The sequence below is a fragment of the Histidinibacterium aquaticum genome, from assembly GCF_008710275.1.
GTDB lineage: Bacteria > Pseudomonadota > Alphaproteobacteria > Rhodobacterales > Rhodobacteraceae > Oceanicola > Oceanicola aquaticus.
On the sequence record NZ_VYQE01000005.1, the window covers coordinates 133,322 to 159,336 of the forward strand.

The window sequence follows — 26,015 nt, forward strand, 5'->3', positions numbered from 1 at the left end:
GGCTCCTCGCGTGGTGAACGCGGGGAGGCTAGGCTGACCGGGTTGAGCAGATGTGACCGGAGCGCGCGGTGGAGCAAGATGATTTCAACGGGTCCAAGGTGGCGCTGTTCCTTGGGCCGCGGCTGCTGGTCTTTCTGCGGGACCGGGACCCGGGGATCGACTGGCCCGGCGCCTGGGACCTCCCCGGAGGCGGGCGCGAGGGCGCGGAGTCTCCCTGGGAGACACTGCTGCGCGAGGTCGAGGAGGAAGCGGGCCTCGACCTCCGTCCGGCGGAGGTTCTGTGGCGCGAACGGTCCGAGGGGCTGCGGGGGCCCGTCTGGTTCTGGGTCGCGCGCCTTCCGGAAGAGGCCCTGCGCGGGCTGCTCTTCGGCGAGGAAGGATCCGCGTGGGCGCTCATGACGCCCGAGCGGGTGCTGCGGCTCGAGGGACTGGTCCCGCACCACCGCGCGCGGCTTGAGCGGTACCGCGCGCTCGCCGGGGCCTGGGGCGCACCGGTGACGTAGCAAGGTGCGGGCGGGGGCCGGTCGGGGGCCGCCTAGTTGATGAGACCCGCGTGGATCATCGCGTCCTTGATGGCGATCCGCGTGCCCTCTTCCGCCGTGGTCAGGGGCGAGCGCACCTCGTCCTTGGTCACGCCGAGGAGGGACAGGCCGTACTTCGCGCCCACGGTGCCGGGCTCGAGGAAGACCGCGATGTGCAGGGGCATCAGCCGGTCGGAGAGCTGCAGCGCCGTGGCGTAGTCGCCGGAGAGCGTCGCCTCCTGGAACTCCGCGCAGAGGCGGGGGGCGACGTTGGCGGTGACCGAGATGCAGCCCGTGCCGCCGTGGGCGTTGAAGCCGAGCGCGGTCGCGTCCTCGCCCGAGAGCTGCACGAACTCGGGGCCGCAGGCGATGCGGGTCTTCGGCACGCGGGCCAGGTCGCCGGTGGCGTCCTTGACCCCGATGATCATCGGGTGGCGGGCGAGCTCGGCCATGGTGGCGGGCGTCATGTCGACGACCGAGCGGCCGGGGATGTTGTAGATGATGATCGGCAGGCCGCATTCCGCCGCCGCCGTGTAGTGTGCGATCAGCCCGCGCTGCGTCGGCTTGTTGTAATAGGGCGTGACGACGAGGGCGGCGTCGGCGCCGGCCTTCTTCGCCGCCGTGATCAGGCGGACCGTCTCGGCGGTGTTGTTGGACCCCGCGCCGGCGATGACGGGCACCCGCCCGGCGGCGTGTTCGATCACCGTGGCGACGACCGCGTCATGCTCCTTGTGGGTGAGCGTCGGGCTCTCGCCGGTGGTGCCGACGGGCACGAGGCCGTGGCTGCCCTGCTCGATCTGCCAGTCCACGAGCTTCTTGAGCGCGTCGAAATCCACCTCACCATCTGCGAAGGGGGTGACAAGGGCGGGAATCGACCCTTTGATCGTGCGCGCATCGAGTGTCATATGGTCCTGTCTTTTCGGTCTGGTGGGCCCGGGCCGCGGAAAGAGGCAGCCATCGGCAAAATCGCGCGGACCCTAGACCCTCATGCGCACCTTGCCAAGTTTGTGAATTGCGCGCGGCGGCCCTATGCTTACGTTCGTCGCGCATCAGCCCGGATTTGGATAGCCTCATGCGACTTCTGGCCGCCCTGTGCCTTGCCGCCGCGCCCCTTGGCGCGCACGCGGATATCGAACTCCCCGACCTGACGGACGCCCTCTCCGCCGCAGAGCGCGGTGACTGGACCCAGGCGATCACGCTGGCGACGCCTGCGGGCGACGTCGGGGCCGACCTGATACAATGGATGCGCTTGCGGGATGGCTCCGGCACCTATGCCGAGGCCGTGGCCTTTCTCGACGAACACGGCGACTGGCCCGGCAACGATCGCATCCGCGGATTCGCGGAGCGCAACTTCCCCGCCTTCCTGCCCTCCGCGGACATCCTCGCCTTCTTCGAGGACGAGCCGCCAGTGACGGGCGAGGGCGTCATCGCCCGGGCCCGCGCGCTGGAGCGCCTGGGCCGCGAGGAGGAAGCGCGCGAGAGCGTCGTCACCGCCTGGACCACCGAGATCTTCGAGGAAAGCTCCGAAGAGGCAGTGCTCGAGGCCTACGGCGAATTGCTGGAGCCCTATCACGCGGAGCGCGTCGACATGCTGCTGTTCCGCTGGCGGGTCTCCGACGCGCAGCGCATCATGCCGCGGCTGAGCGACGACCAGCGCGCGCTGGCCCGCGCCCGGATCGGCTACCTGCGCGACCAGGGCGGGCTCGCCGCCATGGTGGACGAGGTCCCCGAGGAGCTGCGGGCGAGCCCCGGCTTTCGCTATTCGCGTTTCGAGTGGCTGGCCGACAAGGGCCGCCGCGAGGAAGCGGTGGAGATGCTGGAGGCCGCCTCGGTCTCGAAGGAGGCGCTGGGCGAGCCCTTCCGCTGGTCCGGCTGGCGCCGCTCGCTGGCGCGCTGGGTGATGCGCGAGGGCGACCCGGAGCTCGCCTACAAGCTAGCCGCGAACCACTTTCTGGAGGACGGTTCCTCCTTCGCCGATCTCGAATGGCTCGCGGGCTACATCGCGCTGACCAAGCTCGATCAGCCGCGCGTCGCGCTGCTTCATTTCGAGACGGTCGAGCGCAATGTCTGGACCCCGATCAGCCAGGGCCGGGCGTGGTACTGGATCGGCCGTGCGCAGGAAGCGCTGGGCGACGCCGACGCCGCGCAGATGGCCTTCACCGAGGGCGGGAAGCACCAGACTTCGTTCTACGGCCTGCTGGCCGCCGAGCGGGCCGGGCTCCAGCGTGACCCCGACCTCGCCGGGACCGAGGACTTCCCGGACCTCGACGAGGCGCTGATCGCCGAGCACCCGATGGTCGGCGCCGGTCTGCACCTGCTGCAGGCCGACGACCCGGGGCTCGCGGTGCTGTTCTTCGCCGAGATCGGCCAGACGCTCGACCGTGAGACCATCGGGTCGGTCGGCGAGGTGCTGGCGGAGTGGGACGAGGCCTATTTCCAGGTCCTGCTGGGCAAGGCGGCGGCAGAGCAGGAGATCGTCCTGCCCGAATTCTACTTCCCGCTTCACGGGCTGGCCGAGATGGACCTGCCCACCGATCCCGCGCTGGCCCTGTCCATCGCGCGGCGCGAGAGCGAGTTCCGCGTCGACGCGGGCAGCCACGTCGGCGCACTGGGCCTCATGCAGCTCATGCCCGCCACGGCGCGCGAGGTCGCGGGCTGGGAGAACCTACCCTACGACCGCCAGCGGCTGACGCGGGACTGGAGCTACAACGCGACGCTGGGCTCCAGCTACCTCGCCTATCTCGAGGAGCGGTTCGGCTATTCGCCCGCGATGATCTCGGCGGGTTACAATGCCGGCCCGGGCCGACCGGCGCAGTGGATGTCCCAGTTCGGCGATCCCCGGGCCGGGGAGATCGATATCGTGGACTGGGTCGAGCACATCCCGTTCCGCGAAACGCGCAACTACGTGATGCGGGTGACGGAATCGATCCCGGTCTACCAGGCCCGGCTGGCCGGGGAGCCCGTGGGCCCCTCGTTCACCGAGCTGCTGACCGGCACGAAGCCCCAGGTGCGCCCGGAGGTCCGGCCGGACGGGTCGCTGACCGCCGAGCCGGTGGTCTCGACCTCGCAGACCACGCTCGACCCCTTCCCGGCGGCGAGTGCGCTGGCCGTGGCCGAGTCGCTCGTGCCGCCGACCCGGCCCGTGCCCGAGGGCGCGATAGAACTGCGGGGCGTCGGCCCGGCCGCGGTGGCCGGCCCGCCGCCGATCCGGCCGCTGTCCCGCCCGGGCCCGGCCGGTGGCTGAGGCCCCGGCCTAGCGCCGCCGGCGTTCGCGCCAGAAGGTAAAGAGCCCGGCCGCGATGACGATGGCCGCGCCGATCGCCACGTTGGGGCGGAGCGTCTCGCCGAAGACGACGATCCCCAGCGTGGCGGCGAAGACCAGCTGGAAATAGGCGAAGGGCTGAACCGAGGACGCCTCGGCCGCTTCGTAGGTCTTGATCAGCAGCCAGTGGCCGAAGGCGCCGCTCAGGCACAGGCAGCCCATCCAGATCCAGTCGGTCGCCGTCATCGGCTCCCAGCTCCAGATGCCGACGAAGGTGAGGGCGATGCCGCCCGTGACGCCGGTGTAGAAAAAGCTGGTCGCCGCGGTGTCGGCGCGGGCGACGTAGCGGGTCAGCAGGCCGTAGAGGGCGAACATGGCGGCGGCCGCGAAGGGGACCAGGGCGGCGGGGTCGAAGACGCCGAAGCCGGGCTGAAGGATGATCAGCACACCGACGAAGCCCACGGCGATGGCGGCCCAGCGACGCCAGCCCACCTGTTCGCCCAGAACCGGTCCGGAGAGGGCCGCGATGATCAGCGGATAGCAGGCGAAGACGGCGTGGCTCTCGACCAGTCCGAGCAGGACGAAGCCCAAGACCATCACGCAGACCTCGAAGCTGAGCAGCAGGCCGCGGAAGATCTGCACGAAGGGCTGGGTCGTCGCGGCCGCCGCGCGGATCGAGCCGGACTGGCGCCGCGCGATGGTCAGGACGAAGAGCGCGAAGAACCAGTAGCGGATCATCACCACCATGAGCACGTTGTAGCGCCCGGCGAGATGCTGGGAGATGCCGTCCTGCATCGCGAAGACGAAGGTCGTGGCGACCATGAGCGCCACGCCGCGGCGGGTATCATTCATTCCAGGCGTCCCGTGGTCATGTGTCTCTTGCGCCCGAAGCCCGGGGCGCGCGCCACCTCGAAGCCCGCCTCCGCCAGCGTCCGCCGGACGTGGCCGGCCGCGGTATAGGTTGCCAGTGTGCCGCCGGGGGCGGTGTGTAGGGCGACCTCTCGCATGAGCCCGGGCTCCCAGAGCTCGGGGTTCTTGGCGGGCGAGAAGCCATCGAGGAACCAGGCGTCGGCCCGGCCCGTCCAGCGGGGCAGGGTCTCGCGGGCGTCGCCCTCCACGACGGTCAGGTCCAGGCCGGGGAGGCGCGCGCCGCCGGGCGTGAGCGCGGCGAGCAGTTGCCGCGTCTCCGCGGCGGGCGCGCCGCAGGCGGAGAGCGCGCGGGCCATGTCGCCGGGGGCCATGGGATAGGCCTCGAAACTGGTGAAGCGGAGGGTGCCGTCCGGGACCGCGGCGCGGAAGGCGGTCCAGGCGACGAGGGCGTTCAGGCCGGTGCCGAAGCCCAGCTCGGCGACGTGGAAGCCGTCGCGGAAACGCCCGGGCAGGGCATTGCCCGCGAGGAAGACGTGCGCGGTCTCGGCCGGGCCGCCCTGCAGGGAGTAGTAGGGATCGTCGAAGCGGGTCGCGACGGGGGTCTCCCCGCTCCAGGCGACCTCGGCGGTCTGGCCTTGCATGGGTCCGTCCTCTAGGTCGGGCCTCGAATGGCGGAAGGGCCGGTGGATGGCAAGCGTGGATGTCACGGTGCGCGGTGCGGGGATTTTCGGGCTCTCGGTGGCCTGGGCCTGCCTGTCGCGCGGGGCAAGGGTGCGGGTCATCGATCCCGGCGGCCCGGGGGCCGGGGCCTCGGGCGGCGTCGTCGGCGCGCTGGCGCCGCATGTCCCGGAGAACTGGAACCCGAAGAAGGCCTTCCAGCTGGAGAGCCTCCTGGCGCAGGAGGATTTCTGGGCGCGGGTCGCGGAGGTCTCGGGGCGCGATCCTGGCTACCGGCGGGCCGGGCGCCTCCAGCCGCTGGCCGACGAGGCGGCGGTGACTCTGGCCCGGCAGCGGGAGGAGACGGCGCGGGCGCTCTGGGGAGAGGCCGCGACCTGGGAGGTGACGGGCGAGACCGGGGGCTGGGGGCTCGAGAGCCCGAGCGGGCTCTACGTGCGCGACACGCTGACCGCCCGGATCCATCCGCGGCGGGCCACCGAGGCGCTGGCCGCGGCGATCTTGGCGCGGGGCGGGGAGGTGCTGCGCGAGGGCGACGACCGGGGTGCGGTGGTCTGGACCACCGGCTGGCAGGGGCTGCTGGAGCTCTCGGAGGCGCTGGGCCGGACGGTGGGCGCCGGGGTGAAGGGCCAGGCGGCCGTGCTGGACGCCGACCTGCGGGACCGGGCGCAGCTCTTCGTCGAGGGGCTGCACGTGGTGCCCCATGCGGACGGGACGGTCGCGGTGGGCTCCACCTCGGAGCGGGAGTTCGAGGCGGCCGGATCGGTGGACGGGACGCTCGAGGACGTGGTCGCGCGCGCCCGGGCCGCGGTTCCGGACCTCGCGGGGGCGGCGGTGCTGGCGCGCTGGGCGGGGGTGCGGCCGCGCACCCGCAGCCGGGCCCCGATGCTGGGGCCCTGGCCGGGGCGCGCGGGGCACTTCGTGGCCAACGGCGGCTTCAAGATCGGCTTCGGCGTGGCGCCGCTGGTGGGAGAGACCCTCGCGCGGCTGGTGCTGAAGGGGGAGGACGCGATCCCGGACGGGTTCCGGGTCGAGGACAGCCTGCCCCGGGGATGACGGCGGGACGGCGCTCGCCTGCGGCGACGCCCCGCCCGCCGTCCCGCGGGCCCTGTCGGCCAGCGTCGTGCTTGGGGCCGGCCGGGGCGAGGGGGCTGTCTGCCCCCTCTTGCGCCCGGTGGGCGCAATTCACCCCCGAGGAATATTTCGGCCCAGAAGAGGGTGGGCGGCGGCTTGCGGCGGGGGGCGTGGGGCGACAGTCTGGCGGCGAAACGGGAAGGAACGACTTTGATGCGGCATGGCGGGCAAATCCTGGTGGAGCAGTTGCGGCGCTTCGGTGTGGAGCGGGTGTTTTCCGTGCCGGGGGAGAGTTTTCTCGCCGTGCTCGACGGGTTGCACGAGAGCGGGATCGCCAATGTCGTCTGCCGTCACGAGGGTGGCGCGGCGATGATGGCCGAGGCCGCGGGCAAGTTGGGCCAGGGGCCGGGCGTCTGTTTCGTCACGCGCGGGCCCGGGGCCTGCAACGCTTCTTCGGGGATCCATGTCGCGCGGCAGGATTCGACGCCGATGGTGCTCTTCGTGGGACAGATCGCGCGGGGGGACCGGGACCGGGAGGCCTTCCAGGAGGTGGACTACCGGGCGATGTTCGGGGGGCTCGCCAAGTGGGTGGCCGAGGTCGACGACACGGCGCGACTGCCCGAATACGTCGCGCGCGCCTTCCGCGTGGCGCGCTCGGGCCGGCCGGGGCCGGTGGTCCTCGCGCTGCCGGAGAACGTGCTCTCGGGCACGGCGGAGGTGGCGGATGCGGCTTCGTTCCCGGCACGGGCCGCGCCGGACCTGGGCGGAGCGGCGCGGGCGGCGATGGATCACATCGCGGGCTGTGCGCGGACCCTGGTCGTCGTGGGCGGCCCGCACTGGTCGGAGACCGCCGCGCGGGATCTCGCGCGCTTCGCCGAGACCCAGGGACTGCCGGTGGCCTGCGGATTCCGGCGGCAGGACTACATGGACAACCGGCACCCGCACTACGCGGGGGATCTCAACGTGGGCGTGAACCCGAAGCTGGCGCAGCGGATGCGGGAGGCGGACGGGCTGCTGGTGCTGGGCTCGCGACTTGGGGACATCGAGACCAAGGGGTATTCGCTGCTCGATCCCGCCGGGCACGGCAAGGTGCTCGTGCATGTCCATGCCGACCCGGACGAGCCCGGGCGGGTCTATGCGCCGGACCTCGCGGTGACGGCCGAGGCGCCGGACTTCGTCGCCGCGCTGGCGGACCAGCCGGCGATGGGCGGAGACCGGGACGGCTGGCGCGCGGCGGCCCGCGCGGACTACGAAGCCTGGCTGACGCCGAAGGAGTCGCCCGGGGCGGTGCGGCTGGAAGAGGTGATCGGCTGGCTCTCGGAGCATCTGCCGGAGGAGGCGATCCTGACCAACGGGGCCGGGAATTACGCCGCCTGGCTGCATCGCTACTTCGTCTACAAGCGACACGGCACCCAGCTCGCGCCGACCTCGGGGTCGATGGGCTACGGGTTCCCGGCAGCGGTTTCGGCCGCGCTGGCGCATCCAGGGAGGCGGGTGGTCTGCCTCGCCGGCGACGGATGTTTCCAGATGACGCTCAACGAGATGTCGACGGCCGTGCAGCACGGGGCGGCACCGGTCGTCGTCGTGGCCAACAACGGCCAGTACGGGACGATCCGGATGCACCAGGAACGGCAGTACCCGGGGCGGGTCTCGGGGACGGCGCTGGCAAACCCGGATTTCGCCGCCCTGGCGCGGGCCTACGGCGGACACGGCGAGCGGGTGGAACGGACGGAGGACTTCCCGGCGGCCTTCGAGCGGGCGACCGCGGCGGGGACCGTCGCGGTGATCGAACTGGTGCTGGATCCGGAGGCACTTTCCCCGTCGGCGACGCTCTCGGAGCTGCGCGCGCAGGGCGGATGATTGTCAGGGCCCGAAAACTGGCTACCGTACGGGGTGTTAACCGGAAGGAAGACCCATGACGGATGTCGAGACGGTAAAGGGCGTGGGCAAGGTCCTCGCGGGCCATTTGCGCCAGAAGGGGATCGGATCGGCTGAGTCGCTTGCGGCGAGCTCGCCCGAGGACCTGGCCGAGGTGCCCGGGATCGGGGCCGAGCGCGCGGCGCGGCTCATCGCCGAGGCCCGTACGATGACCGGGGGCGGTGCCCCGGCCGAACCGGAAGCGGACGCGGTGCCCCCCGACGCGGCGCCCGCGCCCTCCATCGACGCCGGACCCTCCGCGCCCCGGGCCAAGGTGAACGGCGCGGCGGGTGGATCGGCGAAGTCCGGGGGGGCGGCCAAGGCGAAGGGCGGCGGCTCCGGCAAGGCCTCAGCGAAGTCTGGGACCAAGGCGTCGGGCAAGTCCGGGACCAAGGGCTCCGGCGGGAAGGGAGAGACCAAGGTTGCCGATACCCTCGCCGGCTACGAGGAGGCGGCCCGCAAGGCGTTCAAGAAGCAGGCCCGTACCCTCAAGAAGGCGCGGACGCGGCTCGAGGCGGCCCTGAACGACCTGCGCAAGGCGGCCTCGGAAAAGGCCAAGGCGCGGAAGAAGACCAAGAAGTGACGCGCGCCGTCAGAGGGCGCGCGAGTGCGCTCCCTCGGGCATGACGTAGGCATCGAGCGCGTTGGCCACGAGGCGCGCGACGAGAACCTCGTCCCGGAGGATGCGCAGCCGACCGGTTGTGACCGAGACGTGGTCGGGGAAACGTTCGGCCACCGGTGCGGCGAGCCTCTCGAGACGGGCGGCCGGCACACCGAGATCGGTGGCGAGCCGCGCGATATCGACCTCGAAGCGGCACATGATCTCCTCGATCATGGCGCCGCGCAGGCGGTCCTCTTCGGTAAAGGCATGTCCGCGGGCGATGGCGAGACCTTCCTCGCCGATGGCCTTGGCGTAGGCGGCGGAGGTCGGCTGATTCTGGGCGTAACCCTCAGCGTAACGGGAGATCGCCGAGGCGCCGACGCCGACCAGGGTCGTGGAGGTATCGTCGGTGTAGCCCTGAAAGTTCCGGCGGAGGCGGCCCGCGACGGCGGCCTGTGCGAGGCTGTCGCCGGGGCGGGCGAAATGGTCGATGCCGATCATCCGGTAGCCGTCGTAGACCAGCAGGTGACGGGCCGTGTCGAAGAGGTCGAGACGGGTTTCCGGTCCGGGGAGCGCCTCCGTGGGAATCAGCTGCTGGCGCTTGGCCATCCAGGGCACATGGGCATAGCCGAAGAGCGCCACGCGGTCGGGCTCCAACGCCATGACCCGCTGGATCGACCCCGCGAGGCGGGCGCGAGACTGGTGGGGCAGGCCGTAGAGCACGTCCATGTTGAGCGAGCGCACCCCGGCGGCCCGGATCATCCCGACGACGTCGCGGGTGAGGTCGTAGGGCTGGTGGCGTCCGATGGCGGCCTGAACCTCGGGGTCGAAGTCCTGCACGCCGATCGAGGCGCGGGTCATGCCGGCGCCGGCGAGGACGGCGAGACGGGCCTCGTCGATTTCGGTGGGGTCGATCTCGACCGAGAACTCGGCGTCGCGGGCCCAGGGGCGGAGGCCGTGCAGCGCATCGCAGAGCTCGCTCAGCAGGTCGGGGGGCAGGATCGTGGGGGTGCCGCCGCCGAGGTGGATGTGGCCCAGCGTGACCCCGGCGGGCAGCCTCTCGGAGACGCGCGCGAGTTCTTCGAGCACGAGGTCGAGGTAGCCGCGCAGCGGGCGGTTCGTGGAGGTGCCCTGCGTTCGGCAGGCGCAGAACCAGCAGAGGTTGCGGCAGTACGGGACATGGACGTAGAGCGAGACGGGGTGGTCCGTCGGCACCGCGGCCATCCAGCCGGACACGGTCTGCCCGGTCACGCCGCCGGCGAAGTGATTTGCGGGCGGATATGAGGTATACCGGGGGACGCGGGCATCGAGCAGCCCGATTTGACGCAGCGGTTCGAGGGAGTTCATCTTTCGCCCTTCCTTCGGATATGGCAGGCAAGAGTAGGTATTGACCCGGAGACGAGGAGGGTCGTCGCATGATGGACACGACTGTCAGGCAAAGCTGCGACTCCTGCCCGATCCGCCACCGCGCGGTCTGTGCGCGGTGCGAGTCGGACGAGCTTCAGGAGCTTGAGCGTATCAAGTACTACCGCACCCACGAGGCGGGGCATCCGATCTGCTGGGCCGGCGACGACATGACCTTCGTCGCCTCGGTGGTGAAGGGCGCGGCGACGCTCAGCCAGACGATGGAGGACGGGCGCACGCAGATGGTGGGCCTGCTGCTGCCGTCGGATTTCATCGGCCGGCCGGGCCGGACGACCATGGCCTACGATGTGACCGCGGCGAGCGACGTGACGCTGTGCTGCTTCCGCCGCAAGCCCTTCGAGAAGATGCTGGCGACGACGCCGCACATCGGCGAACGGCTGCTCGACATGACGCTCGACGAACTGGACGCCGCGCGGGAATGGATGCTGATCCTCGGCCGCAAGACCGCACGCGAGAAGATCGCGAGCCTGCTGTCCATCGTCGCCCGGCGCGAGCTGGCCATCGGCATGGGCTTCACCGGGGCCTCCAAGGGCATGACGATCGACCTGCCGCTGACGCGGGAAGCGATGGCCGATTACCTCGGCCTCACGCTCGAAACCGTCAGCCGGCAGATCAGCGCGCTCAAGCGCGAGGGCATCATCGTTCTGCACGGCAAGCGGCAGATCGAGATTCCCGACATGGCCGCGCTGATGCGCCAGACCGGCGACGAGGTCACCGCCTGAGGACTGCCCGGGCCCGTTCATGGATCAGTGCGCCATGAGCAGGGGCAGCGCGGCCTCCTCGAGCATGTGACGGGTCGGCCCGCCGAAGAGGGCTTCGCGCATCCGTGAATGGCCGTAGCCGCCCATGACGAAGAGGTTGATCTCCTTGTCGGCAGCGAAGCGCAGCAGCGCGTCGGCGATCCGCGTGGTCGTGCGCGAGAGAATCGTGATCTCGGTGTGGATGCCGTGGCGGGCAAGCATCTGGGCGACCACGCCACCCGGGTCCGACCTGTCGGGCGAATGCGCAGGCGGATCGACGATGACGATCTGCACGAGCTCGGTTCCCATCAGGAGCGGAAGGGCGGCGCGAATGGCGGCCAGACTTTCATCGCTGTCGTCCCAGGCGACCGCGACGCGCTTGGGGGCGGTGATCGCGTCGACGCCGGGGGGCACGACGAGGCAGGGGACGCCACGCTGGAAGAGCGCGGCTTCGAGAACCTGCGCGTGCAGCGGCCCGGCGCCGTCGCCGTAGGGTCGGCGCGCGACCACGAGGTCCGAGTAGCGCAGCATCCGGCCGAGACCGCCGTCGATCCCGAGACGCGGAAGCACGACCGGTTCGGTCCCGTAGCGGACGCGGCCCGGCGGCAGTTCCCGGTCGGCCCAGGCGCAGAGGTCGGCCGCACGCTCCCGCGCCTCGGCGAGCCCGCTTTCCAGGACGACCGCCGCGGCCCCTGCGGGCATCGGCTCGTACCGGGTCGGGTCGATGGCCAGACCGAAGACGTCGAGATGCGCCTCGAGCGTCTCCGCGAGGGACAGTGCGGCGTGCAGGGTGTCGCGGTCACTCTGCCGATCGGTCACCACGGTCGAGATCGTCTTGTACGACATGGCATGTCCTTTCCCCTTCCGCGGCGCTCGCTGGCCGCATCCTCCGCGGTGACAGGTGCCAGCGGGTGCGGCGAAAATCCTTGACCTGAATCAAGGCGGCCGACTCGCCGCGGTGAGAGACCCCCTTCACGAGAGAGAGCCCGGCGGACCGTGTCCGGGCCGAAAAAGGGGACACACGTCATGTGGGATTGGTTCAAGTTGGCGATCCTGGGCATCGTCGTCCTGGTCGCGGCCCTTGCCGCGAACTGGGCGCGCGACCTAGCCTACCAGGTTCATGCCTTGATCGTCTTCGCCGTCGCCGCCGGCCTGTTCATCTGGACAGTCCGCGGGCTCGACGAGGAAAAGCCGCCGGCGCCGACCGGCTACAGCGACGGCGTCGTGCGCGCCGGCGTCATCGCCACCGCCTTCTGGGGGGTCGTGGGCTTCCTGGTGGGCGTCTTCATCGCCTTCCAGCTGGCCTTTCCGGTGCTGAACTTCGAGTGGGCCGAGGGCTACGCCAACTTCGGACGCCTGCGGCCGCTGCACACTTCGGCGGTCATCTTCGCCTTCGGCGGCAACGCCCTGATCTGCACCTCGTTCTACATCGTGCAGCGGACCACTGCGGCGCGGCTCTGGGGCGGCAACGCGGCCTGGTTCGTGTTCTGGGGCTACAACCTGTTCATCGTGCTGGCGGCGACCGGCTACCTGCTGGGCGCGACCCAGTCGAAGGAATACGCCGAGCCCGAGTGGTACGTCGATCTCTGGCTCACGGTCGTCTGGGTCGTCTACCTGCTGATCTACCTCGGCACGATCATGCGGCGCAAAGAGCCCCACATCTACGTCGCCAACTGGTTCTTCCTGTCCTTCATCGTCACCGTCGCCATGCTCCACGTGGTGAACAACCTGAGCCTGCCGGTCTCGATCTGGGGCTCGCGCTCGGTCACGGCCTTCGCCGGCGTGCAGGATGCGATGACCCAGTGGTGGTACGGCCACAACGCCGTGGGCTTCTTCCTGACGGCGGGCTTCCTCGGGATGATGTACTACTTTGTACCGAAGCAGGCCGAGCGGCCGATCTTCAGCTACAAGCTGTCGATCATCCACTTCTGGGCGCTGATCTTCCTCTACATCTGGGCCGGTCCGCACCACCTGCACTACACCGCGCTTCCCGACTGGGCCTCGACGCTCGGCATGGTGTTCTCGGTGGTCCTGTGGATGCCCAGCTGGGGCGGCATGATCAACGGCCTGATGACCCTGCAGGGGGCCTGGGACAAGATCCGCACCGACCCGATCATCCGGATGATGGTCATCAGCCTCGGTTTCTACGGCATGTCGACCTTCGAGGGCCCGATGATGTCGATCCGGGCGGTGAACTCGCTGTCGCATTACACCGACTGGACGATCGGCCACGTGCACTCCGGCGCGCTTGGCTGGAACGGGATGATCACCTTCGCGGCGCTCTACTTCCTCACGCCGCGCCTGTGGAACCGCGAGCGTCTCTACTCGAACGTGCTGATCTCCTGGCACTTCTGGCTCGCGACCATCGGGATCGTTCTCTACGCGGCCTCGATGTGGGTGACGGGCATCATGGAAGGCCTGATGTGGCGCGAAGTCGACGCGCAGGGCTTCCTGGTGAACTCCTTCGCCGACACCGTCGACGCCAAGTTCCCGATGTACATCGTCCGCGGCCTGGGCGGGGTCATGTACCTCTCCGGTGCGCTCATCATGTGCTACAACCTCTGGATGACCGTCCGGCGGGCGCCTGCGAAGCAGCCCCTTGCCGCCACGGCCGTCGCCGCCGAGTGAAAGGGGGCGAGATATGACCGACAAGAACGAAAAGCTGACGGATCCCGACAAGGATCCCAAGGTCGACCAGCTGGGTGAAGGCAAGGTCCCGAACGAGCTGCCGCACCACTCCTGGGTCTTCCGCCACCACGGCAAGATCGAGCGCAACGCGACGCTGCTTCTGGGGCTGAGCCTCGCGGTGGTGACGGTCGGCGGCGTGGTCGAGATCGCCCCGCTCTTCTACCTGGAGAACACGATCGAGGAGGTGGAGGGCATGCGCCCCTACGCCCCGCTCGAGCTCACGGGTCGGGAGATCTACGTCCGCGAGGGCTGCTACGTCTGTCACAGCCAGATGATCCGGCCGATGCGCGACGAGGTGGAGCGTTACGGGCACTACAGCCTCGCGGCGGAGTCGATGTATGACCACCCGTTCCAGTGGGGGTCCAAGCGGACCGGGCCGGACCTGGCCCGTGTGGGCGGACGCTACTCGGACGAGTGGCACGTCCTGCACCTGGAGGATCCGCAGGCGGTCGTGCCCGAGTCGGTGATGCCGAAGTACGGGTTCCTCTCCGACCGGCTCATAGACGGCGAACATGTCGAGGACCTGCTTACCGCGCATGCCGCGGTGGGCGTGCCCTACTCCGAGGAGATGATCGAGAACGCCAGCGCCGACTTCACGGCGCAGGCCGATCCGCTCTCGGACGGCTACGACGCGCTGCTCGCCCGCTACCCGGGCGCGCAGGTCCGCAACTTCGACGGCCAGCCCGGCATCTCCGAGATGGATGCGCTGGTCGCCTACCTTCAGATGCTCGGCACGCTGGTCGATTTCTCGACCTTCACGCCCGAGCCCAGCCGCTAAGGAGGGCGGGATGAACTATCACATTCTGCGCGAGATCGCCGACAGCTGGGTTCTGCTCGCGCTCTTCGCCTTCTTCATCGGAGCCGGCCTCTGGGCCTGGCGGCCGGGCTCGCGGGGCCTGCACGCGGACGCGGCACAGGTCCCCTTCCGGCACGAGGACGGGCCGCCCTGCGACAAGGGCTGCGAAAGCTGTGCCTGCCGGGCGGACGACCGCTGGGCCTTCGAGACGGAGAACGGCAAATGAGCGAGCATGACGATCAGGTCCCCGAGAAGACGGGACACGAGTGGGACGGGATCGAGGAATACGACAACCCGCTCCCGAAGTGGTGGCTCTGGGTCTTCTACGCCACCGTCGTCTGGGGGATCGGCTACACGATCGCCTACCCGGCCTGGCCCATGGTCGACCGGGCGACAGGTGGTCTCCTGGGGTACTCGACCCGGGCGCTGGTCGCCGAGGAGATCGCCGAGGTCGAGGCGCGGAACGCCGATCTGAACGAGGCGCTGGCCAACGTCGACCTCGTGGCGCTCGACGAGACGCCGGAGCTGGAGAGCTACGCGACGAACATGGGGGCGGCCGTCTTCCGGGCGCAGTGCTCCCAGTGTCACGGCTCGGGCGCGGCGGGGGCGAAGGGCTTCCCGAACCTCGTCGACGACGCCTGGATCTGGGGCGGGCGGATCGAGGAGATCGCCTACACCGTCGCCCACGGCATCCGCAACGAGTCGAGCCCTGACGCGCGCTGGTCGCAGATGCCGGCCTTCGGCCGCGACGGCATCCTGTCCGACGAGGAGATCGACCAGGTCGTGCAGCACGTCCTCGCGATCTCGGGGCAGGAGCACGATGCGCAGATGGCCGAGGCGGGGTCGGAGATCTACGCCAGCCAGTGCGCCTCCTGCCACGGCGCGGACGGGCAGGGCAGCCTCGCCCAGACCCGAGAGTTCCAGGAGGGCGGCGAGTCCTTCCCCAACGACGAGACCATCGGCGCGCCGAACCTGACCGACGCGATCTGGCTCTATGGCGGGGACGAGGAAACGCTGACGGAGACAGTCCACAACTCGCGCTTCGGCGTCATGCCGGCCTGGGCGGAGGAATGGCGCCAGCCCGGGCTCAGCCAGGCGGAGATCAACGCGGTTTCGGCCTACGTGCACCAGCTGGGCGGCGGTCAGTAGAGCCGCGGAGGGGCGGGCCGGCACCTGACCGGCCCGCCCCGCTGCGCTGGTCAGTTGCCGGCGAGCACCACGATCATGGCGAGGACGTAGATCAGGATCCCGCCGCCGATCAGCACGTAGTGGAAGTTGCTCGACAACTGGGCCCGCGCGATATTGCGCATCTGGGCCATCAGGTCGGGCCACGTGTAGCTCACGAAATCGCCCTGGGTGAAGACGGCCTTGATCCGCCCGTTCTCGTCGACGACGGGAAGTCGGCGGAACCGCTCGTTCGACATCATCCGCAGCCAGTCCAGCATCTCGTCGGTCTCGCGCGCGAGGCGCGGATCGGTGGTCATGATCTCCGACAGCTTGGTCGAGGTCGGGTCGAGGCCCTTGCCCACGAGCTTGTTCATAATGTCGCGCTCGGTGACGATGCCGATGACCTTGTCGTCGCCATCGACCACCACGACGCAGCCGTAGCTCCTGTCGGTCATCGCGGCGACGGCCTCGGAGACGGTCGCGTCGGGTCCGCGGGTCAGGGGCTTGGGCTTGCTGGCATATTCGGGCCGGTCCATCAGGCGGGAGCCGGCGCGCTGTTCTGCGGTCTGGGCCACGTCTGCACCTCTCGTCGTCGTTGAAACTGAGGCAGCGAGCTAGATTTCCCTCGCGGAACGTCAAAGCGGCGTGTCGATGAATGCCGAAAGCGTGATTGCTTGACCTGAATCAAACGGTCCCGAGAGGACGGGGCGTAGAAGGGCCCCAGTTTTCACGGTCGTTTTTCTGGGATTGCCATGTCCGCTTCCGACGCCCCCAAGCTCTACGCATCCCGAGAGCCGGTCTTTCCGCGCCGAGTCTCGGGCTTCTTCCGCCGCATGAAGTGGTGGATCATGGGCGTGACGCTCGGCATCTACTACCTGCTGCCCTGGATCCGCTGGGACCGGGGGCCGGAGATGCCGAACCAGGCGGTTCTGCTGGACCTCGCCGACCGGCGGTTCTTCTTCTTCTGGATCGAGATCTGGCCGCACGAATTCTACTTCGTCGCGGGCCTTCTGGTCATGGCGGGACTGGGCCTCTTCCTCTTCACCTCGGCGTTGGGCCGGGTCTGGTGCGGCTATGCCTGCCCGCAGACTGTCTGGACCGACCTCTTCATCCTGACCGAGCGGTGGATCGACGGCGACCGGAACGCTCGGATTCGGCTCTGGAATGCGCCGTGGTCGGCCAAGAAGGTTCGCCTACGCGTGACCAAGTACATTGTCTGGGCGCTGATCGGGCTGGCGACGGGCGGCGCCTGGATTTTCTATTTCGCGGATGCCCCGACTCTCGCGGTCGATCTCGTGACCGGGCAGGCGCATCCGGTCGCCTACACCACCATGGCGATCCTGACCTTCACCACCGTCTTCATGGGCGGCGTCGCGCGCGAGCAGGTCTGCATCTACGCCTGCCCCTGGCCGCGCATCCAGGCGGCGATGATGGACGAGAGCACCATCACCATCGGTTACCGGGACTGGCGGGGCGAACCGCGCGGCAAGGGCAACGTCAAGCGCCGCAGCGCCGCGAAGGCCGAAGCGGCCGCCCGGGTCTCGCAGGCGGCGGGCGAGCCTGCCGGCCGGCAGTATCCGCCAACTCCCTACCCGGGCCACGAGAACAAGCTCGGCGCCTGGCCTTCGCCCGACCCGGCAGTGGCGCGCGGGGATTGCATCGACTGCATGGCCTGCGTGAACGTCTGTCCCATGGGGATCGACATCCGGAACGGTCAGCAGATGGAGTGCATCACCTGCGGTCTCTGCATCGACGCCTGCGACGAGGTCATGGGCAAGATCGGCAAGCCGCGAGGGCTCATCGACTACTTCGCGCTCCAGGACGAGCAGGTCGAGCGCGCGGGCGGCACGCCGACGAAGATCTGGAAGCACATCTTCCGCCCCCGGACCATCGTCTACACCTCGCTCTGGTCGCTGATCGGCGCGGCTCTGATCTTCGCGCTCTTCATGCAGCCCGACATCGACCTGACGGTCGCGCCGGTACGCAACCCGGTCTACGTCCAGATGGCCGACGGGACGGTTCGAAACGCCTACGAGATCAGGGTGCGGAACAAGCACGGCGAGGCGCGGCCCTTCCGGATCACTCTCTCGGGCGACCCGATGCTCTACCTCGACGTCGAGGGCACGCCCTACGAGACGGTCACCGTCCCGGCCGACAGCATGGCGCTGGAGCGGGTCTACGTCATGGCGCCCCCGGGATCGGAGCAGGCCGAGGCCGCGCGGACGGGTTTCAGGTTCTGGGTGACGGATCTCACGAACGGGGACCGCACCTACGAGGACAGTCACTTCAACGGATTGGGACGCTGAGATGGAAATCAGGGGACAGCATGTGCTCGCGGGCTTCGGACTGGCCTTCGGCGTGATCATCGCGGTGAACATGACGCTGGCGACGCAGGCGGTGAAGACCTTCCCGGGGCTGGAGGTGAAGAACTCCTACGTCGCCTCGCAGCACTTCGACGACGACCGCGCGGCGCAGGAGGCGCTGGGCTGGGAGGTCGGCGCGGCGCTGGAGGGCGACGAGCTCGTCCTGAGCATCACCGATCCCGACGGGACACCGGTCATACCCGCCAGGATCGCCGGGACTTTCGGGCGTCCGACGAGCGTGGCGGAGGACCAGTCGCCCGCCTTCGTCTTCGACGGTCTCGTGCATCGGGCGAAGGTCGAGGCGGGCCCGGGGAACTGGAACCTGCGGCTCGAGGCGGTGGCGCAGGACGGCACCGAGTTCCGCCAGCGCCTGGTGGTGGAGACCCGCTGATGGCCATGGCCGAGCAGACCGGCCCGGCGGCCTGTCCGGGGTGCCTTGTCGGGCCCGAGATCGCGCGTCGCGCGGACGAGGGCCGGCGGGGCGAGGGCGGGACGGTGCAGCTGGCGCTCCCGACCATCCACTGCGCCGCCTGCATCTCCGGCGTCGAGCGCGGGCTGCTCGATATGCCGGGGGTCAACGACGTGCGGGTCAACCTGACCCGCAAGCGGGCGACGGTCCGGGTGGCCGACGGCCTCGAGCCTTCGGCGCTGGTCTCGCGTCTCGCGGCGCTGGGCTACGAGGCGCAGCCGCTGGATACGGCGACCCTCTCGGCGAGCGAAAGCGACCGCACGGCGCGCGACCTGCTCATGCGGCTCGGCGTCGCCGGCTTCGCGATGATGAACGTGATGCTGCTTTCCGTCGCGGTCTGGTCCGGCGCGACCGACGCCACGCGCGACCTCTTTCACTGGCTGAGCGCCATGATCGCCCTGCCGACGGTGCTCTACTCCGCGCAGCCCTTCTTCCGGTCCGCCGCGGGCGCGCTGCGCGGCCGCCGGCTCAACATGGACGTGCCGATTTCGCTGGCCATCGGGCTCGCGGTGGGGATGTCGCTCTTCGAGACCATCAATCACGGCGAGCACGCCTATTTCGACGCCGCCCTTTCGCTGACATTCTTCCTGCTGGCCGGCCGGGTGCTTGACCAGAAGACGCGGGGCGCCGCGCGCTCCGCCGCCGCCGAACTCGCGGCGCTCGAGTCCCCTGTCGCCCTGCGGCTCGGGACCGAGGGGGCGGAGACCGTGAGGCTCTCGGAGGTCGCGGTCGGTGACCTGCTGTCGGTCCGTCCCGGCGCGCGGGTGCCGGTCGACGGCGTCGTGACCGAGGGCGAGAGCGAGATCGACCGCGCCTTCCTGACCGGGGAGACGGATCCCGTCCCCGTCGGAACCGGGGCGGAGCTGCGGGCGGGCGAGGTCAATCTCACCGGCCTCCTGACCCTGCAGGCGACGGCCGTGGGCGAGGACACGCTCCTGCACGGGCTCGCCGATCTGGTGTCCGTCGCGGAGGAGGCGAAGTCGCGCTACACCTCGCTCGCGGACCGGGCGGCGCGGATCTATGCGCCACTGGTGCACCTGCTGGCGCTCGTCGGGTTCATCGTCTGGATCGCGGCGACCGGCGACGCGCGAGTCGCGCTGGGCGTGGCCGTCTCGCTGCTCATCATCACCTGTCCCTGCGCCCTCGGCCTTGCCGTTCCGGCTGTCTCGACCGTCTCCTCCGGGCGGCTCTATCGCCAGGGGCTCCTGGTGAAACACGGGACAGCCCTCGAGCGGCTGGCCGAGGTCGACGCGGTCGTCTTCGACAAGACGGGGACCCTCACGCTGGGCCGACCCTCTCTCGTGGCGGCGGAGGACGTGCCAGCCGAGACCCTCGCCTTGGCCGCGGCGCTCGCCCAGGGGTCGGACCATCCCCGCTCGCGGGCCGTCGTGGCGGCGGCTGAGGGTCGGGGGCTGGCGCTCCCCGAGGTCACGGAGCTGACCGAGCTGCCGGGTTACGGGGTCTCGGCCCTTTACCGCGGTGAGCGCGTGCAGCTCGGACGGGCGGACTGGCTGGGGTCCGAGGGGTCCGGCACGGTGCTGGCCCGAGAGGGTGTCGCCATCGTGAGCTTCGCCTTCCGCGACGACCTGCGGCCCGGCGCGGCGCAGCTCGTCGCCACGCTCAAGACCCGGGGTCTTCCAGTGCGGCTGCTCTCGGGAGACGGCGAGGGGCCGGTGCGTGACCTGGCCCAGAGCCTGGGGATCGAGGACTGGCGCGCCGGGATGCTCCCCGGCGAAAAGGCAGAGGACGTGGCCCGCATGGCCGAAGCCGGGCGCAAGGTGCTCATGGTCGGTGACGGGCTCAACGACGTGGGTGCGCTCGCCCAGGCCCATGTTTCCATCGCCCCCGCCTCGGCGCTCGAAGCGGCGCGCGTTGCGGCGGACGTGGTTCTCGTCTCGCCGGACCTGTCGCGGGTGGCCGAGGCGCTGCGGATCGCCCGGATCGCCCGGCGGCGCATTCTCGAGAACTTCTCGATCGCCGCACTCTACAACGCCATCGCGATCCCGCTCGCCTTTGCCGGGCTCGCGACGCCGCTGTCGGCCGCGATCGCCATGTCGAGCAGCTCCATCATGGTCTCGCTCAACGCGCTCCGGAGCCGCTGATGGACGTCCTCGTCTACCTCATCCCGGTTTCGCTGGGGCTCGGCCTTCTCGGGCTCGGGGCCTTCTGGTGGACTCTGCGCTCCCGGCAGTACGACGACCCCGAGGGCGACAAGCACCGGATCCTCCGGACGGACTACGACGAGCATCCAAAGGAGTAGCGCGGCTCAGAGAACCGACATGATCTCGTCGAGTGGCTTCTTCATCGTCGCCACCTTGGGGATCGTGGCGTCCGGCGCGGGCTCCCCGACGGCGAGGATCATCACCGGCTTCTCGGAGGCCGGGCGCCTGAGAAGGCCATTGAGGAACTTCATCGGGTTCGGTGTATGCGTCAGGCAGGCGAGCCCGGAGTGATGCAATGCCGAGATCAGGAAGCCAGTCGCGATGCCGACGCTCTCGGGCACGTAGTAGTTCTTGAAGCGCGTGCCGTCCTCGAACTCGCCCCAGCGCTGGGCGAAGACGACGATCAGCCAGGGGGCGGTCGTCAGGTGCGGCTTGTCGACACCGGTGCCGAGGGGCTCCAGCGCCTTGATCCACTCGTCCCCGCCGCCGCCGTCGTAGAAGGCGCGCTCTTCCTCCTCGGCCGCCTCGCGGATCTGCGCCTTGAGATCGGGCGACCGGACGCAGGCGAAGTGCCAGGGCTGGTGGTTCGCGCCGGAGGGGGCGCGGCCCGCGGTATGCACGCAATCCTCGATCACGTCGCGCGAGACCTCGGTTTCGGCGAAGTCGCGGACCGTGTGACGGGTCGACATGAACTCGAAGTAGGCACGGGCGGCCGCGCGGCGGTCGGCATCCGTCATGTCCTGCTGGTCGGGGAGGGGAATGGGCTCGTAGGAGAGATCGGACTTCGCGAACATCAGAGCACCCACCCCGCCATGCGCCGCAGGGCCAGCGTGTAGCCCATCGTGCCGCAGCCCGCGATCACGCCGTCGGCGCGGGCAGCGATGTAGGAATGATGCCGGAAGGGCTCGCGGGCGTGGACGTTGGAGATGTGCAGCTCGATCACCCGGCCCTCGAAAGCGTTGAGCGCATCGAGGATCGCGACCGAGGTATGGGTATAGGCCCCGGCGTTGATGATGATGCCCTCGCAGGTGCCGCGGGCCTGCTGGATGCGGTCGACGATCTCGCCCTCGTGGTTCGACTGGCCGAACTCGGTCTCGAGCCCCAGCTCGCTGCCCGTCTCGGCACAGGCCGCCGCCACGTCGTCGAGCGTCTCGGAGCCGTATATCTCCGGCTGGCGCTGGCCCAGCAGGTTCAGGTTCGGCCCGTTCAGGATCAGGATTTTCGGCATGTCCCCTCCGCCATGGTCGCGGAGGGTTATGGACCGGGGTGCGCGGCGGCGTCCAGTGCGGAGCGCTCAGGCCGGTTCGCGGATATGGCGCATCGCGTCGAGGACCATCGGACGCAGCCCCTCGCCGCCCTCGGCGACATGGTCGAAGAGCTGGCGCCGCATCCGCGGCTCCCAGAAGTCGTTGATATGCGCCGCGACCTTCTCGGGGCCGTCGTCGCCCGGCTGGCTCTCGAAGAAGGTGGCGATCTGGTTGGCCATGCGGACCATCTTGTCAGGCGACATGGGACTCTCCGGTACGGACTCGATGCGGATGGGCGTAGAGGTCGACCCCGCCTCCGCGGGCGAAGGCGGCCAGGGTGAGGCCCGCGCCCTCGGCCAGCCGCAGGGCATGGGCGGTGGGGGCGGAGACCGCGACGAGTACGGGGCAGCCGGCCATGACGGTCTTCTGCACCATCTCGGTCGAGACGCGGGACGTGAGGACTATGGCGCCCCCGGCCGGGTCGATGCCGGCACGCGCGAGCGCGCCGATCAGCTTGTCGAGGGCATTGTGACGGCCGACGTCCTCGCGGGCGAGCACGATGCCCTCGCCGGGCCGGAGGAAGCCCGCGGCGTGGACGGCGCGCGTCCGGTCCTGGAGCGGCTGGTGCCCGCGCAGGTCATCGGTCGACCGGGCGAGATCGCCGGCCGCGAACCGGGCCCCTTCGGGAACCTCGGGCAGGGCGCGGGTGGCCTCGGAGAGCGAGTCGATGCCGCAGAGGCCGCAGCCCACGGGTCCCGCCATGTAGCGGCGCCGCTCGGCCAGGGCGGCGCGGCGGGCTTCGGGGAGCCACATGCGGGCCTCGATGCCCTCGTCGTGCATCGCCACCTCGATCTCGCCGATCTCGGCCAGGTTCGCGAACCCCTCCGTCAGGGTGAAGCCGGTGGCGAAATCCTCGATGTCCTGAGGCGTCGCCATCATCACGGCCTGGGTCGAGCCGTCGTAGACCATCGCCACGGGCGCCTCTTCCGGCAGGCTGCGGCTGATCTCGCGCGCCCCGTCCGGCTGGATCGAGGTGCCCCGGGCCGTTCTGACCGGCGTCCAGCTCATTCCGCCGCCGGAAGGATGCGGCGCGAGCGCTCGGCCATCTCCTGGTACTCTTCCTGCCAGTCGGAGGGCCCGTTCGAGGCCGAGACCTGGACCGCGGTCACCTTGTACTCGGGGCAGTTCGTCGCCCAGTCGGAATAGTCGGTGGTGATGACGTTGGCCTGCGTGCCGGGGTGGTGGAAGGTCGTGTAGACCACGCCGGGGCTCACCCGGTCCGTGACCTTGGCGCGCAGGGCGGTCTCCCCGGTGCGGCTCGCGAGCTTGACCCAGTCGCCGTCCTTCAGACCGCGGTTCTCGGCGTCGTGGGGGTGGATCTCCAGCACGTCCTCCTGGTGCCAGACGGTGTTTTGCGTGCGCCGGGTCTGGGCACCCACGTTGTACTGGCTGAGGATCCGGCCCGTGGTGAGCAGGAGCGGGAAGCGCGGGCCGGTGCGCTCGTCGGTGGCGACATACTCGGTGACGATGAAGCGTCCCTTGCCACGCATGAAGCCGTCGACGTGCATCAGCGGCGTGCCCTCGGGATGGGCCTCGTTGCATGGCCACTGGACTGACCCCTGCTCTTCGAGCACCTCGTAGCTGACCCCGGCGAAGGAGGGCGTCGTCGCGGCGATCTCCTCCATGATCTGAGAGGGGTGCGTGTAGGTCCAGCCGGCCCCCATGGCGTTGGCCAGAAGCTGCGTGACCTCCCAGTCGGCGTAGCCGTTGCGGGGCTTCATCACCTCGCGCACGCGGTTGATCCGGCGCTCGGCGTTGGTGAAGGTGCCGTCCTTCTCGAGGAATGTGGAGCCGGGCAGGAAGACGTGGGCGTAGTTCGCCGTCTCGTTCAGGAAGAGGTCGTGGACGATCACGCATTCCATGGCGGCGAGACCGGCCGAGACGTGCTTGGTGTCCGGGTCGGACTGCAGGATGTCCTCGCCCTGGCAGTAGAGCCCCTTGAAGCTGCCGTCGACGGCGGCGTCGAGCATGTTGGGGATGCGCAGGCCCGGCTCGGGGTCGATCTCCACACCCCAGACCCGCTCGAAGATCTCGCGGACCTCGGGATTCTTCACGTGGCGGTAGCCCGGCAGCTCGTGCGGGAAGGAGCCCATGTCGCAGGAGCCCTGCACGTTGTTCTGGCCGCGCAGCGGGTTCACGCCCACGCCGGGCCGGCCGATGTTGCCGGTGAGCATGGCGAGGTTGGCGATGCCCATGACCGTCGTCGAGCCCTGGGAGTGCTCGGTCACGCCGAGGCCGTAGTAGATCGCCCCGTTGCCGCCCTTCGCGAAGAGCCGGGCCGCTTCGCGCAGCTCGGTGGCGGGGACGCCGGTGAGCATCTCGTTGGTCTCGGGGGCGTGCCGTTCGTCGCTGACGAAGGCGGCGTAGTCCTGGAACTCGTCCCAGTCGCAGCGCTCGCGGATGAAGGCCTCGTCGAAGAGGCCCTCCGTCACGATCACATGGGCCATGGCGGTGATGACCGCCACGTTGGTGCCGGGCCGCAGCGGCAGGTGGTGCGCCGCCTCGACATGGGCCGAGCGGACCAGATCGATCCGGCGCGGATCGATGACGATGAGCTTCGCGCCCTGGCGCAGGCGCTTCTTGAGCCGCGAGGCGAAGACCGGATGCCCGTCGGTGGGGTTGGCGCCCATGACGATGACGACGTCGCTGTGCTCGACGCTGTCGAAGTCCTGGGTGCCGGCCGAGGTGCCGAAGGTCTGGCCGAGGCCGTAGCCGGTGGGGGAATGGCAGACCCGGGCGCAGGTGTCGGTGTTGTTGTTGCGGAAGACGGCGCGGGCGAGCTTCTGGACGAGGTAGGTCTCCTCGTTCGTGCAGCGGCTCGAGGTGATGACGCCGAGCGACTTCTGCCCGTATTTCTGCTGGATGCCCTTGAGGCGCGTCGCGGTGAACTCCAGCGCCTCCTCCCAGCTGACCTCGCGCCAGGGCTCGTTGATCGTCTCCCGGATCATCGGGTTGAGGATCCGGTCCTTGTGGCTGGCGTAGCCGTAGGCGAAGCGGCCCTTGACGCAGCTGTGCCCGCGGTTGGCCTTGCCGTGCTTATAGGGCTCCATCCGGACCAGGCGGTCGCCGTTGAGCTCGGCCTTGAAGGAGCAGCCGACCCCGCAATAGGCGCAGGTCGTCACGACAGAGCGGTTGGGCGTGCCCATCTCGGCCACGGACTTTTCCTGCAGGGTCGCGGTCGGGCAGGCCTGCACGCAGGCGCCGCAGGAGACGCAGTCCGACGAGAGGAAATCGTCGCCCGCCATCCCGGCGGAGACGCGGCTTTCGAAGCCGCGTCCCTCGATCGTCAGGGCGAAGGTGCCCTGCACCTCCTCGCAGGCGCGGACGCAGCGCGAGCAGACGATGCATTTCGACGGGTCGTAGGAGAAATATGGGTTGCTGTCGTCCTTGGGGATGTAGCGCGGGTTCGCCTCCTCCGGACCGCGCCAGCGCGCGTCGGACTGGGAGCGGTAGTGGCCCGTCGTCGGGTCGTAGTGGTTTTCGCCCGGCGTGTAGCGCACGTCGCGCAGGCCGACCTCGCCCGCCGCGTCCTGCAACTCGCAGTCGCCGTTCGCGGCGCAGGTCAGGCAGTCGAGCGGGTGGTCGGAGATGTAGAGCTCCATTACGCCGCGCCGGATCTTCTGGACCTTGTCGGACTGGGTATGGACCTTCATCCCCTCGGTCACGGGGGTCGTGCAGGAGGCGGGCGTCCCGCGCCGCCCCTCGATCTCGACGACGCAGAGCCGGCAGGAGCCGAAGGCCTCGACGCTATCGGTCGCGCAGAGCTTGGGGACGGAGAGGCCCGCCTCGGCCGCGGCGCGCATGACGGAGGTTCCCCCGGGCACCGTCACCTCGAAGCCGTCGATCGTCAGCGTGACCGGGGCGCCGGTCCTGGCCGGGGTGCCCATGTCGCGGTCGTCGGGGATGATGAAGTCCTTCATGCGGGGGCTCCGGTCGAGTGGCGGTGAAGGCGCTTCGAAGCGCCTTGGAAACGCGGTT

General features: G+C 69.8%; 25 protein-coding genes. 14 read left to right on the forward strand and 11 right to left on the reverse strand.

What is annotated here, in order from left to right; genetic code table 11:
• Positions 1-68 precede the first annotated feature (68 nt).
• Positions 69-503, forward strand: a complete 435-nt coding sequence (locus F3S47_RS16050) for an NUDIX domain-containing protein (protein WP_150446316.1) — start codon at positions 69-71, stop codon at positions 501-503.
• A gap of 32 nt (positions 504-535) precedes the next feature.
• On the opposite strand, the gene dapA is transcribed toward F3S47_RS16050, so the two are convergent.
• Complete coding sequence (gene dapA, locus F3S47_RS16055) at positions 536-1,426, reverse strand: 4-hydroxy-tetrahydrodipicolinate synthase (RefSeq protein WP_150446317.1); 891 nt, start codon at positions 1,424-1,426, stop codon at positions 536-538.
• A 167-nt stretch (positions 1,427-1,593) separates the two neighbouring features.
• Between dapA and F3S47_RS16060 the strand changes: the two genes are divergently transcribed.
• Positions 1,594-3,765 (forward strand): lytic transglycosylase domain-containing protein, encoded by a 2,172-nt coding sequence (locus F3S47_RS16060; protein WP_150446318.1) that lies wholly within the window; start codon positions 1,594-1,596, stop codon positions 3,763-3,765.
• Between the two features lie 9 nt (positions 3,766-3,774).
• Here the strand turns inward: F3S47_RS16060 and F3S47_RS16065 are convergent, their stop codons facing one another.
• Together F3S47_RS16065 and mnmD are read right to left on the reverse strand one after the other, a co-directional pair.
• Positions 3,775-4,635 carry a DMT family transporter gene (locus tag F3S47_RS16065; RefSeq protein ID WP_150446319.1) on the reverse strand — a complete coding sequence of 287 codons (861 nt, stop codon included), beginning with the start codon at positions 4,633-4,635 and terminating at the stop codon, positions 3,775-3,777.
• Positions 4,632-5,294, reverse strand: a complete 663-nt coding sequence (mnmD, locus tag F3S47_RS16070; RefSeq protein WP_150446320.1) for a tRNA (5-methylaminomethyl-2-thiouridine)(34)-methyltransferase MnmD — start codon at positions 5,292-5,294, stop codon at positions 4,632-4,634. The genes F3S47_RS16065 and mnmD overlap by 4 nt, the downstream gene beginning before the upstream one ends.
• Before the next feature lie 46 nt (positions 5,295-5,340).
• Here mnmD and F3S47_RS16075 point away from each other — a divergent pair, with 46 nt between their 5' ends.
• The 3 genes from F3S47_RS16075 (at position 5,341) to F3S47_RS16085 (ending at position 8,902) form a co-directional block, all read left to right on the forward strand.
• Positions 5,341-6,384 (forward strand): NAD(P)/FAD-dependent oxidoreductase, encoded by a 1,044-nt coding sequence (locus F3S47_RS16075; protein WP_150446321.1) that lies wholly within the window; start codon positions 5,341-5,343, stop codon positions 6,382-6,384.
• 231 nt (positions 6,385-6,615) lie between these two features.
• On the forward strand, positions 6,616-8,262 hold the full coding sequence (locus F3S47_RS16080) for a thiamine pyrophosphate-binding protein (protein WP_150446322.1): 1,647 nt from the start codon (positions 6,616-6,618) through the stop codon (positions 8,260-8,262).
• A 55-nt stretch (positions 8,263-8,317) separates the two neighbouring features.
• Positions 8,318-8,902 carry a helix-hairpin-helix domain-containing protein gene (locus tag F3S47_RS16085; RefSeq protein ID WP_150446323.1) on the forward strand — a complete coding sequence of 195 codons (585 nt, stop codon included), beginning with the start codon at positions 8,318-8,320 and terminating at the stop codon, positions 8,900-8,902.
• A 9-nt stretch (positions 8,903-8,911) separates the two neighbouring features.
• On the opposite strand, the gene hemN is transcribed toward F3S47_RS16085, so the two are convergent.
• Entirely contained in the window at positions 8,912-10,267 is a 1,356-nt protein-coding gene (gene hemN / locus F3S47_RS16090; RefSeq protein WP_150446324.1) for an oxygen-independent coproporphyrinogen III oxidase, read from the reverse strand.
• A 68-nt stretch (positions 10,268-10,335) separates the two neighbouring features.
• Between hemN and fnrL the strand changes: the two genes are divergently transcribed.
• Positions 10,336-11,067 carry a transcriptional regulator FnrL gene (fnrL, locus tag F3S47_RS16095; RefSeq protein WP_150446325.1) on the forward strand — a complete coding sequence of 244 codons (732 nt, stop codon included), beginning with the start codon at positions 10,336-10,338 and terminating at the stop codon, positions 11,065-11,067.
• A 24-nt stretch (positions 11,068-11,091) separates the two neighbouring features.
• Here the strand turns inward: fnrL and F3S47_RS16100 are convergent, their stop codons facing one another.
• Positions 11,092-11,931, reverse strand: a complete 840-nt coding sequence (locus tag F3S47_RS16100) for a universal stress protein (protein WP_150446326.1) — start codon at positions 11,929-11,931, stop codon at positions 11,092-11,094.
• A gap of 180 nt (positions 11,932-12,111) precedes the next feature.
• On the opposite strand from F3S47_RS16100, the gene ccoN reads away from it, so the two are divergent.
• The 4 genes from ccoN to ccoP are packed head-to-tail and all read left to right on the forward strand — an operon-like array spanning position 12,112 to position 15,718.
• Positions 12,112-13,713, forward strand: a complete 1,602-nt coding sequence (ccoN, locus tag F3S47_RS16105) for a cytochrome-c oxidase, cbb3-type subunit I (RefSeq protein WP_150446327.1) — start codon at positions 12,112-12,114, stop codon at positions 13,711-13,713.
• A 13-nt stretch (positions 13,714-13,726) separates the two neighbouring features.
• Positions 13,727-14,551 carry a cytochrome-c oxidase, cbb3-type subunit II gene (gene ccoO, locus F3S47_RS16110; protein ID WP_150446328.1) on the forward strand — a complete coding sequence of 275 codons (825 nt, stop codon included), beginning with the start codon at positions 13,727-13,729 and terminating at the stop codon, positions 14,549-14,551.
• Between the two features lie 10 nt (positions 14,552-14,561).
• Positions 14,562-14,795, forward strand: coding sequence for a cbb3-type cytochrome oxidase subunit 3 (locus tag F3S47_RS16115; RefSeq protein ID WP_150446329.1), 234 nt, complete (start codon positions 14,562-14,564; stop codon positions 14,793-14,795).
• Positions 14,792-15,718, forward strand: a complete 927-nt coding sequence (ccoP, locus tag F3S47_RS16120) for a cytochrome-c oxidase, cbb3-type subunit III (protein WP_150446330.1) — start codon at positions 14,792-14,794, stop codon at positions 15,716-15,718. Before F3S47_RS16115 ends, ccoP begins: the two co-directional genes overlap by 4 nt.
• Before the next feature lie 50 nt (positions 15,719-15,768).
• Here ccoP and F3S47_RS16125 read toward each other — a convergent pair whose 3' ends face one another.
• Entirely contained in the window at positions 15,769-16,272 is a 504-nt protein-coding gene (locus tag F3S47_RS16125; RefSeq protein WP_191090220.1) for a CBS domain-containing protein, read from the reverse strand.
• Positions 16,273-16,488: 216 nt separating this feature from the next.
• On the opposite strand from F3S47_RS16125, the gene F3S47_RS16130 reads away from it, so the two are divergent.
• The 4 genes from F3S47_RS16130 to ccoS are packed head-to-tail and all read left to right on the forward strand — an operon-like array spanning position 16,489 to position 20,828.
• Positions 16,489-18,042 carry an RdxA/RdxB/FixG family protein gene (locus tag F3S47_RS16130; protein ID WP_150446332.1) on the forward strand — a complete coding sequence of 518 codons (1,554 nt, stop codon included), beginning with the start codon at positions 16,489-16,491 and terminating at the stop codon, positions 18,040-18,042.
• A 1-nt stretch (position 18,043) separates the two neighbouring features.
• On the forward strand, positions 18,044-18,490 hold the full coding sequence (locus F3S47_RS16135; protein ID WP_150446333.1) for a FixH family protein: 447 nt from the start codon (positions 18,044-18,046) through the stop codon (positions 18,488-18,490).
• Positions 18,490-20,670, forward strand: coding sequence for a heavy metal translocating P-type ATPase (locus F3S47_RS16140; RefSeq protein ID WP_150446334.1), 2,181 nt, complete (start codon positions 18,490-18,492; stop codon positions 20,668-20,670). The genes F3S47_RS16135 and F3S47_RS16140 overlap by 1 nt, the downstream gene beginning before the upstream one ends.
• Positions 20,670-20,828, forward strand: a complete 159-nt coding sequence (ccoS, locus tag F3S47_RS16145; RefSeq protein WP_150446335.1) for a cbb3-type cytochrome oxidase assembly protein CcoS — start codon at positions 20,670-20,672, stop codon at positions 20,826-20,828. Before F3S47_RS16140 ends, ccoS begins: the two co-directional genes overlap by 1 nt.
• A 6-nt stretch (positions 20,829-20,834) precedes the next feature.
• On the opposite strand, the gene F3S47_RS16150 is transcribed toward ccoS, so the two are convergent.
• From F3S47_RS16150 to fdhF, 5 genes are all read right to left on the reverse strand, one after another.
• A complete protein-coding gene (locus F3S47_RS16150) occupies positions 20,835-21,524 on the reverse strand; it encodes a nitroreductase family protein (protein WP_150446336.1) in 690 nt (229 codons plus the stop codon).
• Positions 21,524-21,958, reverse strand: a complete 435-nt coding sequence (gene aroQ / locus F3S47_RS16155; RefSeq protein WP_150446337.1) for a type II 3-dehydroquinate dehydratase — start codon at positions 21,956-21,958, stop codon at positions 21,524-21,526. The genes F3S47_RS16150 and aroQ overlap by 1 nt, the downstream gene beginning before the upstream one ends.
• A 66-nt stretch (positions 21,959-22,024) precedes the next feature.
• Entirely contained in the window at positions 22,025-22,240 is a 216-nt protein-coding gene (locus F3S47_RS16160) for a formate dehydrogenase subunit delta (protein ID WP_150446338.1), read from the reverse strand.
• Positions 22,230-23,045: a formate dehydrogenase accessory sulfurtransferase FdhD gene (gene fdhD / locus F3S47_RS16165; protein WP_150446339.1), complete on the reverse strand. Its 816-nt coding sequence runs from the start codon at positions 23,043-23,045 to the stop codon at positions 22,230-22,232. The genes F3S47_RS16160 and fdhD overlap by 11 nt, the downstream gene beginning before the upstream one ends.
• A complete protein-coding gene (gene fdhF / locus F3S47_RS16170) occupies positions 23,042-25,957 on the reverse strand; it encodes a formate dehydrogenase subunit alpha (protein ID WP_150446340.1) in 2,916 nt (971 codons plus the stop codon). Before fdhF ends, fdhD begins: the two co-directional genes overlap by 4 nt.
• Positions 25,958-26,015: the final 58 nt, after the last annotated feature.

Coding starts and splice junctions, on each gene's coding strand:
- dapA (WP_150446317.1), bottom strand. CDS start 1,426: ATGACACTCGATGCGCGCACGATCAAAGGGTCGATTCCCGCCCTTGTC.
- F3S47_RS16060 (WP_150446318.1), top strand. CDS start 1,594: ATGCGACTTCTGGCCGCCCTGTGCCTTGCCGCCGCGCCCCTTGGCGCG.
- F3S47_RS16065 (WP_150446319.1), bottom strand. CDS start 4,635: ATGAATGATACCCGCCGCGGCGTGGCGCTCATGGTCGCCACGACCTTC.
- mnmD (WP_150446320.1), bottom strand. CDS start 5,294: ATGCAAGGCCAGACCGCCGAGGTCGCCTGGAGCGGGGAGACCCCCGTC.
- F3S47_RS16075 (WP_150446321.1), top strand. CDS start 5,341: ATGGCAAGCGTGGATGTCACGGTGCGCGGTGCGGGGATTTTCGGGCTC.
- F3S47_RS16080 (WP_150446322.1), top strand. CDS start 6,616: ATGCGGCATGGCGGGCAAATCCTGGTGGAGCAGTTGCGGCGCTTCGGT.
- F3S47_RS16085 (WP_150446323.1), top strand. CDS start 8,318: ATGACGGATGTCGAGACGGTAAAGGGCGTGGGCAAGGTCCTCGCGGGC.
- hemN (WP_150446324.1), bottom strand. CDS start 10,267: ATGAACTCCCTCGAACCGCTGCGTCAAATCGGGCTGCTCGATGCCCGC.
- fnrL (WP_150446325.1), top strand. CDS start 10,336: ATGATGGACACGACTGTCAGGCAAAGCTGCGACTCCTGCCCGATCCGC.
- F3S47_RS16100 (WP_150446326.1), bottom strand. CDS start 11,931: ATGTCGTACAAGACGATCTCGACCGTGGTGACCGATCGGCAGAGTGAC.
- ccoN (WP_150446327.1), top strand. CDS start 12,112: ATGTGGGATTGGTTCAAGTTGGCGATCCTGGGCATCGTCGTCCTGGTC.
- ccoO (WP_150446328.1), top strand. CDS start 13,727: ATGACCGACAAGAACGAAAAGCTGACGGATCCCGACAAGGATCCCAAG.
- F3S47_RS16115 (WP_150446329.1), top strand. CDS start 14,562: ATGAACTATCACATTCTGCGCGAGATCGCCGACAGCTGGGTTCTGCTC.
- ccoP (WP_150446330.1), top strand. CDS start 14,792: ATGAGCGAGCATGACGATCAGGTCCCCGAGAAGACGGGACACGAGTGG.
- F3S47_RS16125 (WP_191090220.1), bottom strand. CDS start 16,272: ATGGACCGGCCCGAATATGCCAGCAAGCCCAAGCCCCTGACCCGCGGA.
- F3S47_RS16130 (WP_150446332.1), top strand. CDS start 16,489: ATGTCCGCTTCCGACGCCCCCAAGCTCTACGCATCCCGAGAGCCGGTC.
- F3S47_RS16135 (WP_150446333.1), top strand. CDS start 18,044: ATGGAAATCAGGGGACAGCATGTGCTCGCGGGCTTCGGACTGGCCTTC.
- F3S47_RS16140 (WP_150446334.1), top strand. CDS start 18,490: ATGGCCATGGCCGAGCAGACCGGCCCGGCGGCCTGTCCGGGGTGCCTT.
- ccoS (WP_150446335.1), top strand. CDS start 20,670: ATGGACGTCCTCGTCTACCTCATCCCGGTTTCGCTGGGGCTCGGCCTT.
- F3S47_RS16150 (WP_150446336.1), bottom strand. CDS start 21,524: ATGTTCGCGAAGTCCGATCTCTCCTACGAGCCCATTCCCCTCCCCGAC.
- aroQ (WP_150446337.1), bottom strand. CDS start 21,958: ATGCCGAAAATCCTGATCCTGAACGGGCCGAACCTGAACCTGCTGGGC.
- F3S47_RS16160 (WP_150446338.1), bottom strand. CDS start 22,240: ATGTCGCCTGACAAGATGGTCCGCATGGCCAACCAGATCGCCACCTTC.
- fdhD (WP_150446339.1), bottom strand. CDS start 23,045: ATGAGCTGGACGCCGGTCAGAACGGCCCGGGGCACCTCGATCCAGCCG.
- fdhF (WP_150446340.1), bottom strand. CDS start 25,957: ATGAAGGACTTCATCATCCCCGACGACCGCGACATGGGCACCCCGGCC.